Origin of the sequence: Luteimonas lutimaris, from assembly GCF_039537065.1 — a bacterium.
GTDB lineage: Bacteria > Pseudomonadota > Gammaproteobacteria > Xanthomonadales > Xanthomonadaceae > Luteimonas > Luteimonas lutimaris.
The window spans coordinates 18123-30291 of the sequence record NZ_BAAAZU010000009.1 but is presented as its reverse complement, the minus strand read 5'-3'; the positions used below and the strand labels follow the sequence as shown (position 1 = coordinate 30291).

Genomic DNA, 12169 nt, shown 5'->3' with positions numbered 1-12169 from the left:
CGCTCCTACAGCATGGCGGCCATTCTGTGGGAGCGACGGAAGTCGCGATGCCTTTCCGGCGGCGGGTCGCGGCTTCCGCCGCTCCTACGGAACCTTGAAAGGCGACACGGCTTCCGACCGCGATAAGCTTGCCCGGTGCCGTCGCGGCACGCCGGCAACGAACACGGAGGTCAGATGCAGCGTCGCCATTTCCTGCGCAGTGCCGGGTTCGCCGCCGCCGCGCTGTCATCCGGCGGCATCCTCGCGCGCGAGGGTGCCCTGCCCGCCGCCAACGACGCCCTCGCCGCAGGCGTCCCCAAGCCACCCTTCGCGCCGCTCCCGCCGCTGGCGCCGATCCGCGCCAGCGCCGACCGCATCGTCGCGCTGGACGTATGCACGCGGCCGTTCCGCGCGCAGGGGCCGAGGATCGAGGCCGAGCGCGTCGGCCGCCACACCGTCATCCACCACTATGGCCACGGCGGCAGCGGCTGGTCGCTGTCGTGGGGCTCGGCCGAGCAGGCGTTGCGGCTGGTCGCGGCGGCGCGGCCGCGGCGCGGGGAGCTGGCGGTGGTCGGCTGCGGCGCGATCGGCCTGACCACCGCGGTCGCCGCGCAGCGCGCCGGCTACCGCGTGCGCATCTACGCGAAGGAGCGGCTCCCGGACGTGCGCTCCTTCCTCGCCACCGGCGTGTGGTCGCCCTCCTCGCGCATCTGCACGACCCGGTTCGCCACGCCGGAATTCGAACGCCTCTGGGAAGCGATGGCGCGCACCTCGTTCCACACCTACCAGACCTTGCTCGGCCTGCCGGGCGAGCCGATCGAATGGCGCGACGGGTATTCGCTGTCGGACGTGCCGTTTAACCAGCCCAGCGGCGGCGGCGGCGAGGACGAAGAGCCCGACTACCCCCACCTCGAGGGGCGGCTGCTGCGCGACATCGGCCCGCGCGCGGTGGCGCTGGCACCGTCGCAGCATCCATTCCCGGTGCCGTACGTGCGCCGCTATACGCAGATGACGTTCAACATCAGCGCGTACTCGCGGATGCTGATGGCCGACTTCGAGCGCGCCGGCGGCCGGTTCGAGACACGCGCGTTCGGCAACCTGCGCGAACTGGCCGACCTCGACGAGCGCGTGGTCGTCAACTGCACCGGCTACGGCGCGCGCGCCCTGCTCGGCGACGACAGCGTCATCCCGGTGCGCGGACAGACCGCGCGACTGGTGCCGCAGCCGGAGGTCACCTACGGCCTGACGTGGCGCGGCCACAACCTCTACACCGTACCGCGCCGCGACGGCATCCTGGTGCAGGCACAGGCACCGGGCGACTTCGGCAATCCCGATACCACGCCCGACCGCGCTGCGGCCGAGGCGATGGTGGCGCGGCTGGCGAGCCTGTTCCCGCAGGCCTGATGCATCTCCCCCGTCCACGCGCTTTTGCAAGCAACCGCGGCCGCGTCCATGCTATGCGGCCTTGCCGCGCACCCACCGCCAGACTTCCATGACGTCCCGCCCCGTCGCCGACCGCGGCTCCCCCGGCATCGCCTTCCACCATCCCCTCGCCTTCTGGGCCGGCTGCGCACTGATCCTCGCCGGCGTGGCCTCGCACATGCCGATGTTCATGATGGGCCGGCACACGCACTGGCAGATGGTGGGCATGCCGATGGATGCCTGGATGCTGTGGGGCATGGCGATGATCCCGGCCGGCGTGCTGCTGGCCGGCTATGGCCTGATGCCGCGGCTGGCAATGATGCGCGAGAGCGTGCACGGCAGCGGCCACCTCCACTTCCACGTTGCCGACGGCGTGCCGCTCAACCGCGAGCACTGGAAGCTGGTGGCCGTGCTGGTCATCGCGCTCGCGGTGGACGTGATGAAGCCGGCCACGCTGGGCTTCGTCATGCCCGGCATGAGTTCGGAGTACTCGATCACCCGGCCCACCGCCAGCGTGCTGGCGCTGGTGGCGCTGATCGGCACCACGGTCGGCTCGATCGTGTGGGGCCGGCTGGCCGACGTGTTCGGGCGCCGCGCCGGCATCCTGCTGTCTGCGCTGATGTTCATCGGCACCGCGATCTGCGGCGCGATGCCGACGTTCGAATGGAACCTGGTGATGTGCTTCCTGATGGGCGCCTCGGCCGGCGGCATGCTGCCGATCGCCTTCACCCTGATGGCCGAAACCGTGCCCGCCGCCCACCGCGGCTGGCTGCTGGTGGCGCTGGGCGGCGTCGGCACCTCGGCCGGCTACCTGCTGGCCGCCGGTGCGGCGGCGACGCTTGAACCGCTGTTCTCCTGGCGCGTGCTGTGGCTGCTGAACATGCCCACGGGCCTGGTGATCCTGATCCTCAACCGCTACATCCCCGAGTCGCCGCGGTTCCTGTCCAATGCCGGCCTGGAATCGCAGGCGCGCGCGGTGCTGCGCAAGTTCTCCGGCAACGCGAGCACCGTCGAGGCCGACGACACCCGCCATCCCGGCGCGCCCGCGCTCGACGATCCGCACGTGGTCACCGGCATGCGCGCGCTGCTGCGCGGGCGCCATGCCAGCATCACCTGGGGCCTGGTCGTGTGCGGCGTGGCGTGGGGACTGGTGAACTTCGGCTTCGTGCTGTGGCTGCCGGCCAACCTCGGCCAGTTCGGCATCGACGAGGCGCGGGTGAACCGGCTGCTCGCGCAGTCGGCGCTGCTGGCGGTGCCGGGCATCGCGCTGGTGGTGTGGCTGTACCACCGCTGGAGCAGCGTGCGCACGCTGGTGCTGTTCATCGCGCTGACGACGCTGTCGCTGCTGGCGTTCTTCGCCATCGGCGTGGCGGGGCTGCGTTCGGAGACGGCAGTCACGATCGCGATCGTGGCGCTGCTGGTGAGCGTCAGCGGGGTGATCGCGACGATGATCCCGTACGCCGCCGAGATCTACCCTGTGCAGCTGCGCGGCACGGGTTCTGGCGTGATCGCGGCCAGCTCCAAGTTCGGCGGCATCCTCGGCGCAGCGGTGGGCGTGGCCGGGCTGTTCGAGCACTTCCAGCTGTCGGCGCTGGTGATCGCGCTGCCGATGGCCGCGTCGGCGGTGATGCTGCTGCGCAGCGGCATCGAGACCCGCGGCCAGGGGCTGGAGGACATCCAGGACGCGCTGGCGGGGCGCTGATCCCCGCCGCCGCCGTTTCCAGCGAGGGCTGTCCTTTCCGCAACCCCCGTCGCGTTTGTCCGTGGTATCCGCGCCCGTAATTCCACCCCCATGAAGATCGCAACGCCCGGCCCGGTGCCGGGATCGCAGCGCCTGGACCTGCTCGACGCGCTGCGCGGCTTTGCGCTGGCCGGCGTGCTGCTGGCCAACCTCGACGCCTTCAGCCTGTACTTCTTCCTGCCGCGCGAGGCCGCGCTTGCGCTGCCGACGGTCTCGATCGACCGCTGGCTCGACCCGTTCTACGGGATGCTGGTCGCCGGCAAGTTCATCACCCTGTTCTCGATCATGTTCGGCATCGGTTTTGCCCTGCAGATGCAGCGCATGGGCGAAGGCGGCCGCTGGCGCTACGCGCGCAGGCTGGCGGTGCTGTGGCTGCTGGGCATGGCGCATGTGTGGCTGTGGTGGGGCGACATCCTGCGCTGGTACGCCGTGCTCGGCCTGGTCCTGCTTCCGCTGGCATGGCTGCGCGTGCGGCCGCGGACGCTGGCGGTGCTCGGCGTGGCGCTGGTGTCGGTGCCGCACGCACCGCTGTCGCTGTGGTGGCCCGGCGGCTGGCCGCTGGCGACGCAGGACGAAGCCTTCGCCCGCGCGCTGGCGGCATTCTCCAGCCACGATCCACTTGCATGGCTGCGCACCAACGCGTGGTTCGCGCACTGGTGGACGCAATCACACTGGGGCATCGGCGTGGCGATCGCCGGACGCATGCTGATCGGCGCGGCGATCGGCTACAGCGGCGTGCTGGCCGATCCGGCGGCACACGCGCGCTTCTGGAAGCGCATGCTGCTGGCGCTGCCGGCCGGCCTGGCGCTGGTGTTCGCGATCGAGACGGTCGACTACGGCTGGGTCGCACTGCCCGCGGCCTGGCCCGACGGCGTCGCAGGCACGATGCTGCTGCGCGCGCTCGCCGAAGACGCCGCGCTGCTGCTGGGGCTGGGCTACGCAGCGCTGTTCGTGCACCTGTTCTGCCATCCGGCCTGGCACCGCTGGCTGCAGCCGCTGGCGCCGGTGGGACGGATGGCGCTGAGCAACTACCTCACCCACAGCGTGGTCGGTGTCGCGCTGTTCTACGGCGTGGCGCTCGGCATCGGGCCGCGCGGCGGCACCGTGGCGATCTGGCTGGCGTGGCTGGCGCTGTTCGGCGCGCAGATCGTGATCAGCCGCTGGTGGCTGGCGCGCTACCGGTTCGGGCCGATGGAATGGCTGTGGCGCAGCCTCACCTACGGCCGGCGCCAGCCGATGCGGCGGGAGGTCGTGGCCGGTGTCGTTGCCACGCATCCGTAGCGGCCGCGGGAACGCGTCAACACAAGCGTGATCCGGAACCCCGCTGCGGCGGGGTTCGGCGTGCCTGCGTATCCCATCGCGCCCCTTGCAGAGGCGCGCGATCGCGTCGCCGGTTGCGCGCAGCGGCGCTCAGCCGGCGGCCGCGCGCGCCGGGACGCGCGCATCGCGGCGCGCCCACGCGTACACCAGCAGTCCGATGACCGCGGTGGCGGCGCCGACGTAGCCGGTCGCGGTCCAGCCGAAGCCGGCGCTGATCGCCATGCCGCCCAGCCACGGACCGAGCGCGTTGGCGGCGTTGAACGCGGAATGGTTCGACGCGGCCGCCAGTGTCTGCGCACTGGCCGCGACCTCCATCAGGTGCGCCTGCAGGACCGTCGCCAGCGCCCCCATCGTGCCGACCGCGACCACCACCAGCAGCAGCGGCCACGTCGCGTGCGCCGCCAGCGGGAACACCAGCAGCACCACCACCGACCATGCCAGCACCACCGCCACCGCGCGGAAGCGCAGCCGGTCGTACAGCAGGCCGCCGCCGAGGGTGCCGATGATGCTGCCCACGCCGAACGCGACCAGCCCGAACGGGATCCACGATTCCGGCAGACCGGTCACCTGGGTCATGGTCGGGGCGAGATAGCTGAAGACGCAGAACATCCCGGAGAAACCGATCGCACCGATCCCCAGCGCCAGCCACACCGGCTTGCGGTTGAAGTCGCGCAGTTCGCGGATCGGGTCCTGGTGCGGCTCGTCGGGATCGGGCGGCAGCGCGCGCGCGACCATCGCCACCGTCAGCAGCGCGATCAGCGCGACCAGGCCGAACGCGTGGCGCCATTCGAACACCTGCCCGAGCCAGGTCGCCAGCGGATTGCCGACCAGCAGCGCGATCGACAGGCCCAGCATCACCTGCCCCACCGCGCGCCCGCGCTGCCCAGGCGGACTGATCGACGCCGCCACCAGCGCCGCGACGCCGAAGTAGGCGCCGTGCGGCAGCCCGGCAATGAAGCGGAACAGCAGCATCGCGTGGTAACCGGGCGACAGCGCGCTGGCGAGGTTGCCCAGCGCGTAGAACGCCATCAGCGCCAGCAGCAGCGTGCGCCGCGGCAGGCGCGCACCGAGGATCGCCAGCAGCGGCGCGCCGACCACCACGCCCAGCGCATAGGCGCTGATCACGTGGCCGACCTGCGGCTCGCTGATGCCCAGCCCGCGCGAGATCTCCGGCATCAGCCCCATCACCGCGAACTCGCTGGTGCCGATCGCGAACCCGCCCACGCCCAGCGCGAACAGGACCAGCCTGACCACGCGCGGTGGCAGCACGCGCGTGGCAGGCGCGGCTGATGCCGCCGCGCCGGGGGAACCATGGGAAACCATGTGCATATTGTGCATTGCAACAAGAGCGGGCGCATGAAACCTTGCCCACCACCGCTGGAACACAGCGGCGCACCGCCTGGACGCCGGCCCGTTGCACGATGGTGCCGCGGCCGCGCACCGACGACATGGAGGCAACGCGCCGGGCCGCACAGTCGGACCCTCCCCCATCCCGGAGACCGCCATGCCACTGCGCGCATTCGGGCTCAACTGCACCCTCAAGGCCGGCCCCGCGCCGTCATCGACCCAGAAACTGCTCGACCAGGTGCTGCGTGCGCTCGGCAAGCACGGCGTCGAGACCTCGCACGCGCGGATCGCCGACTTCGACGTCAAGCCGGGCGTCAAGGCCGACGAGGGCGACGGCGACCAGTGGCCGGAACTGCGCAGGCAGGTCATGGATGCGCAGATCCTGGTGCTGGCGACGCCGATCTGGATGGGCCAGCCATCGAGCCTGGCCAAGCGCGTACTCGAACGCATGGACGCCTTCCTCGGCGAGATCGACAAGCAGGGCCGCTACCCCACCTTCGGCCGCGTCGCGGTGGCGGCGGTGGTCGGCAACGAGGACGGCGCGCACCATGTCTGCGCCGAGCTCTACCAGGCGCTGACCGACGTCGGCTTCACCATTCCGGGCGGCAGCCCGCCGTACTGGGTCGGCGAGGCGATGGGCAGCACCAACTACATCGACCTGGAGCGCACGCCGAAGAAGGTGGCGGACACGATCCGCACCATCGCCAGCAACGCCGCGCACCTGGCCGGGTTGTTGCAGTCCAGGCCCTACCCGGCGCCGTAGGTCGAATCGGAATTCAAGGCACGCCAATCGCAGTGCGGGACGATTCGCCGGAATCACCCGACGAATCAGTGCTCCGGATCGCCCTCCCCACCGCAATCGGCCGCACCGTATCCAGCAGGCTCACCAGCAGCTTGCCCGGCTCCTCCCACGGGATCATGTGCGCCGAACGCTCGAACCACACGCCGCGCTTGTAGGGCGCCTTCACGCGTTCCAGCCATTGCGCGGTGGGTTCGGACGGCGTGGTGTAGTCGTGGCGGCCCATGAACATCACCACCGGGATCGGGAATTCGCGCACGCCCTTGTAATCGACGTCGAGGAATTCCGGCAGGACCCTGCCGAGCGTGAACACGTTGCCGTCATCGATCGCCTTCGCGTCGGCGGCGTCGTATTCGGGCGACAGCAGCGCAGCGCCGAAGAAGTACTTCGCCGAACCGTCGCGATACGCGCTCATGCCGCCGTAGAACTGCGGCCACTTCCTGGCAATGATGATCCGCTCGCGGGTGATCGGCTGGTTGCCGGGATACGGCGCGATCGATTCGAGCTCGGCGATGGCTTCGGCGTTGCCGTGCGCCTTCGCCTGCGCCAGCCCGTAGTCGAAGCTGATCCGCTCGTTGTCGCGCACGTTGATGACCTGGCCGATGCCGACGTAGGCGTGGAACAGGTCCGGGCGCCTGAGCGCCGCGCCCATGCCGACCACCGTGCCCCAGCTGTGCGCCATCAGGATCAGCTTGTCCTTGCCGTAGCGCTTGCGGACGTATTCGGCGATCTCGATGGCGTCGTCGACGTAGCGGTCGATGTGCAAGGTGTCGGCGACCTGGTCCGGATCGTTGGCAAGGAAGGTCTTGCCGGCACCGCGCTGGTCGTAGTTGACGACGGTGAAGTATTCCTCGAGCGGACGCTGGAACTCCCACAGCGTCGGCGTCAGCGGCGACGCGGGGCCGCCGTGGATGAACAGGATCACGGGATTGTCCCGATCCTGGCCGCGGACGTTGATCCACTGGTCGATGCCACCGATCCGCGCCTTGTAGCTTTCCTGGATGCCCTCGGGCGCGACGATGCGCTGCAGGTCGCGCACGACGTCCCGGGCTTTGTCGTACCGGTCGTCGGCGGGCGCGGACTCCCGTGCATGCACTGTGGGCAACAGCATGGCGAAGGAAAGCAGGAGGCTGGCGATGATCTTCATGCGTGGGGCCTGTCGGTGGGACTGCCTGTCGCCGGCAAGCTGCACGTGGCGACGCGGTTGGACCAGACCCTAGCAGCGGTGGATCGCATCGGTAGTGCCGTTCGTCCCGGCCGCAACTCCTGGCGGCCGCATGCGGCGCATGGGAATGCGGTCAGGCGCGTTCGTGGTCGCGCTGCGGCGGCTTGCGCACCGTAGCGGCATCCCCGTCGCGCTTCCCTCGCGTTCCCACCACGAGCAGGGCCACGGCGACCAGCGCGATGCCGGCGGCCTCGGACAGCGAAGGCGCTTCACCCAACAGCACCCAGGCCAGCAGCACGCCGAGCACCGGCACCAGCAGGCTGGACAGGCCGGCGACCGATGTCGGCACGCGCTCGACCACGTACGACCACAGCAGCCACGCCAGTCCCGAAGCCAGCACCGCGTTGTAGGCGAGCGCGGCAACGAAGGACACGTTCCACTCGATCCCGCGCTCGTCGACGCAGGCCGCAATCACGACCAGCCCGAGGCTGCCGACCAGCATCTGCCAGGCGGTCAGCGACAGCAGTCCCGCCTCGCCGCGCTGGAACAGCCGCTTGCTCAGCACCATGCCGATCGCCCAGCACGCACCGCCACCGATCGCCAGCGCCGCGCTGCCCGGCACGCCGAGTCCGTGCCACGGTTCCAGCACCAGCAGCAGGCCCGCCAGCGCCACCGCGATGCTCGCCAGTTGCAGTCCCGTGGGCCGCTCGCGCAGCGCCAGCCACGCCACCGGCACCGCCCAGAACGGCATCATGTAGGCCAGCAGTGCGGTCTTGCCCGCGCCGCCGTCGACCAGTGCCCACTGCACCAGCGCCTGGAACGCCATCGTCTGCGACAGCCCGACCAGCAGCACCGGCAGCAGCGGCGGCGGCCGCAGCGACACCCCGCGCAGCCGCAACGCGGCGAACAGCACCAGCGTGCCCAGCGCGTAACGCCAGGCCGAGAATTCGAACGGCCCCGACCAGCGCAGCACCTGCTTCATCACGATCCAGTTGTAGCTCCAGATCGCGGCAAGCAGGAGCAGGGCGAGCACGGCGTTGCGCTGCACGGGTTTGGGCATCGGGATCCGGCTTCGGGGCGCGCGGTGGCCGCGCAGCACCATGATAGAACCGGGCGCGGGGGCAACTTCCGATCCGTTGTCGCGCGCCGTTCGCGATGCGACGATCGATGCAGGCGACGGCGTCGGCTCAGTGCGGCACGCCGACGAGTTCCGACCACGCGGTCGTGCCTGCCCCTTCGTCCGACAACTGGATGTGCACGCCCTGCACGGTCTCGACCAGGAAGACGCGTGGCAGCCCGTCGGCGACATCCACGTTGCGCAGCGTCCCGTCCCGCAGGTCGAACACGGCCAGCAAGGTCGCCGTTGGGGCACGCGACTCCCGCTCCGCGGCCGTCAGCCCTGTTTCGTCACCGGCCGCCGGCAGCTCGGACACGCCGAGCAGGCGCTGCGCATCGAGCCAGTACCACTGGCCGAAGCCGGTGGCGCCCGGCACGTCCGGATGCGTCGGCAGCGGCCTGGCCGCATCCAGGTCATCGACCGGCCGCACGCTGGAATTCGCGTCACCCGCGTACGTCACCACGCGCCGGCCGTCCGGGCTTGCGCGCAAGCCATACAGCGGCATCTCCCCCGGGGCGCACCAGACTGCGTTGCCCGCGGCATCCACGATCCGTGCGTTCGTCCCGCGCCCGCGCATCACCAGTGGCGACGCGACGGCGGCCTGCGCAGCCTCGGCCGGAGGCGCCTCCGTCTCGCGCAGCGTGTAACCGGATGCATGGACCTGCGCGGCCTGCGCGGAGTCACGTGCGGCCGCTGCCGGTTCGTTCGTGGCCCCCGCCACCGCACAACCGGCAATCAGACAACCCAGGGACAGGCAGCGCACGCTTGCGGCGACCCGGAACGTCGTGGACATCACGCCGCCCACCGCCGCGCCATCACCACCGGCCGAAGTGCGCCGGCACGTCCGCGGCGGCGATCCTATTCGACTTCATAGATGCCCAGCGCCTGTTCCGGTGCACCGCCGAAATACTCCGCCGGCACCACGGCAGACAGCACCAGCCCTCCCTGCCGGGTCACACCTTCCAGCCGGACGACGGTCCCCGCGGGTGGCTCGGGAGCGTCCAACATGTACAGGTCGTCCACGTCCTCATCCAGCGGATACATGACAAGCAATGTCCTCGTCGGCAGGACATCCGTCTCGGGATATCGAGGTTGGCCATCCTCGTCCGAAACCTCGACCACGCCTACCAGGCTCGACGAGTCCTTCCACCGCCACATGGGCGCACCCGCACCTGGCACGTTGAATACGGGAACGGTGCGCACAAGGCCACCATTCGCGTCGTACACGGCATAACGTCCCGAGCCATGGTGCACGAGCCACTTCCCGTCGCCAGACGCCTCGACCCCGACCAGTGGCGCATCCGGTGCGCCGGCAATGACCTCCCGGCCCTGGCCATCCACGAGGACGCCGACTGATCCGCGACGCAACTGCCACCCGTCCGGCAGGGACGTTTCGCGCAATGGCGATTCCTGTCCGGCCCTTGCCAGATGTTTGGACGGCAGCGCGGAGGGCGCCACCACGACATCCTGGGGTCCCGTCTCCATGGCCTGCGACTGCCCCTCTTCCCGCGGGGCATGGAATGCCATGCATGACTGGCATGCAAGCAACACGAACACGGCAAGTGCGTAGCGATGAAGGTTCATGGGGCAGGCTGGTTCAGCAGGTCTTCGACAAGGGCATCGGCGAGCGCGCTGACGATCGTGTCCTGGTTGGCGTCCGCATTTTCGCCGGAGATGATCTCCTGCTCCACGTCCGCGTTGCTGATGAAATCGATCTCGGCAAGGCAGGCGCGGCTGTACGGGCGTCCCCTCTGGGAGCTGTTGCCGAGGTTCCCGTCGCGATAGACCCCGGATTCCGTGCCCACCTTGATGCCGCGATATCCGGTTTCGCCTGGTTGTTGCGCGTTCGGAACGGTCGCCGTCATCGCGGCCTGTATCCGCGTCGCCAGGGCCCTGTCCTCGTCGTAGTTGACGTTGCCGGACGCCGTCGGCTCGATGAGCGTTTCCGGTCCGTGCACGGATGCACTGGAGTAGCCATTGAAGTGGATGCTGAAGAGGATGTCCGCGCCCCGGTCGCGCGCGGCATGCGCACGATCCGCAATGCCGACGTTGATGTCGCTGTCGCGAACCATCACAACCTGCAACATCAGGGACTGGTCATCGCGCCGCTGCCGCAGTTGCGTCCTGAGCTTCCTGCTGAACAGCAGGGTCAGGTCCTTCTCCAGCGAACGGTTGCCTTCGGCATCACCGATGCTGGTGGCATTGTTCGCACTCGATCCACCCAGCTTCGAAGTGCCACCGTGCCCCGGATCGATGACCACGATCGCGGGCACCTCCAGGTCGATCAGCTCCGTGACTTCGCCCATGCCTTCGACCTGCACGCTCACGCGCGCGGCGTTGAAGCCGATCGGCGGCAGGTTGACGCGGATCGCGCTGTAGCCCTCGGCATCGACGGTGGTGGTGGCCGAATCCTGCCCGCTGCGCGCGAAGCCGTTCGCGCCGAAGGTGGCGGAAGCCTCGAAGCGATCCCGATGGCCCTGCGCAGCCTGCGCCCAGTCGCCGCGGAACGCTGCTGCGGAAGCACCCGGCGCGGTGAACAGCGGCGCCATGGTCCAGGTCACCTTGCGGCCCTTGAAGGCGTCGGCCGGCTGGTTGTCGCTGCTGACGCGGATCTTGACCTCGCGGTGGGCAATGCAGTTGGTCGCCGGATCCTGCTCCACCATGGGGTGGCGATGCCCGAGCGCCTGCGGCGTGGTCGAGTCCGCGACCGCGTTGTCATCCTCGTCGACGACCTGCGGTGCAAGCTCGATGGCCTGGACCTCGGGCACCGGCTCATCCTCGTCGTTCGCCGCGCCCTGGGCAGCGGCCGGAGTGGCACCCAGCGCCCGTGCCGCGTTGCCCACGGCAGGCGACGCGCCACCGCCAGCCGATGCGGCGGCCGACGACGCGCCGGCACCCGCACCCTGGGCCGCGCCTGGATCGATGAAGGCGCGCTGCTGCGCCACCGCCACCAGCGTGCAGCCGCAGGCGCAGGCGTCGCCCTGGCGTGCCAGCGCCTGGCCGTCGATGAGCGTGGTTGCGTCGCCGCTGGCGATGGTCGTCGGGCCGTGGCGGCTGCAGACCACCGCGTCCCCGACCCGCGCGACGGGCTTGCCTTCCACCGCGGTGAAGGGCGAACCGGCAACGACGCTGCCGCCGCCACTGGTGGTATCGCCCACGACTATCCACATCCTTGCCATTGCAGCCTCCCTGCGACGCCCATGATCGATGGACCGAACCGGCCGGCCCATGAACCGGCGTCGCACGATCCCGCGCGGCGCCGGCATGCCCCGTGATACC

General features: G+C 70.2%; 10 protein-coding genes. 4 read left to right on the top strand and 6 right to left on the bottom strand.

Features of this window, described 5'->3' with window-relative positions; all coding sequences use genetic code 11:
• Window positions 1-174 precede the first annotated feature (174 nt).
• The 3 genes from ABD679_RS09265 (at window position 175) to ABD679_RS09255 (ending at window position 4423) form a co-directional block, all read left to right on the top strand.
• Window positions 175-1383 (top strand): FAD-dependent oxidoreductase, encoded by a 1209-nt coding sequence (locus tag ABD679_RS09265; protein ID WP_344759694.1) that lies wholly within the window; start codon window positions 175-177, stop codon window positions 1381-1383.
• An 88-nt stretch (window positions 1384-1471) separates the two neighbouring features.
• Window positions 1472-3103, top strand: coding sequence for an MFS transporter (locus ABD679_RS09260; protein ID WP_344759693.1), 1632 nt, complete (start codon window positions 1472-1474; stop codon window positions 3101-3103).
• Between the two features lie 90 nt (window positions 3104-3193).
• Window positions 3194-4423, top strand: coding sequence for a DUF418 domain-containing protein (locus tag ABD679_RS09255; protein WP_344759692.1), 1230 nt, complete (start codon window positions 3194-3196; stop codon window positions 4421-4423).
• 129 nt (window positions 4424-4552) lie between these two features.
• Here the strand turns inward: ABD679_RS09255 and ABD679_RS09250 are convergent, their stop codons facing one another.
• Window positions 4553-5785, bottom strand: coding sequence for an MFS transporter (locus tag ABD679_RS09250; RefSeq protein ID WP_344759691.1), 1233 nt, complete (start codon window positions 5783-5785; stop codon window positions 4553-4555).
• A gap of 181 nt (window positions 5786-5966) precedes the next feature.
• On the opposite strand from ABD679_RS09250, the gene ABD679_RS09245 reads away from it, so the two are divergent.
• Complete coding sequence (locus ABD679_RS09245; protein WP_344759690.1) at window positions 5967-6572, top strand: flavodoxin family protein; 606 nt, start codon at window positions 5967-5969, stop codon at window positions 6570-6572.
• Between the two features lie 13 nt (window positions 6573-6585).
• Here the strand turns inward: ABD679_RS09245 and ABD679_RS09240 are convergent, their stop codons facing one another.
• The 5 genes from ABD679_RS09240 to ABD679_RS09220 all read right to left on the bottom strand — a co-directional run bounded on the left by ABD679_RS09240 (window position 6586) and on the right by ABD679_RS09220 (window position 12156).
• The gene (locus tag ABD679_RS09240) at window positions 6586-7755 is read right to left on the bottom strand and encodes an alpha/beta fold hydrolase (RefSeq protein WP_344759689.1); all 1170 of its coding nucleotides are present in this window, start codon (window positions 7753-7755) and stop codon (window positions 6586-6588) included.
• 151 nt (window positions 7756-7906) lie between these two features.
• Window positions 7907-8833, bottom strand: a complete 927-nt coding sequence (locus tag ABD679_RS09235; RefSeq protein WP_344759688.1) for a DMT family transporter — start codon at window positions 8831-8833, stop codon at window positions 7907-7909.
• 127 nt (window positions 8834-8960) lie between these two features.
• The gene (locus ABD679_RS09230; RefSeq protein WP_344759687.1) at window positions 8961-9683 is read right to left on the bottom strand and encodes a hypothetical protein; all 723 of its coding nucleotides are present in this window, start codon (window positions 9681-9683) and stop codon (window positions 8961-8963) included.
• Window positions 9684-9748: 65 nt separating this feature from the next.
• On the bottom strand, window positions 9749-10474 hold the full coding sequence (locus ABD679_RS09225; protein ID WP_344759686.1) for a hypothetical protein: 726 nt from the start codon (window positions 10472-10474) through the stop codon (window positions 9749-9751).
• Entirely contained in the window at window positions 10471-12156 is a 1686-nt protein-coding gene (locus tag ABD679_RS09220) for an N-acetylmuramoyl-L-alanine amidase (protein WP_344759685.1), read from the bottom strand. The genes ABD679_RS09225 and ABD679_RS09220 overlap by 4 nt, the downstream gene beginning before the upstream one ends.
• Window positions 12157-12169 lie beyond the last annotated feature (13 nt).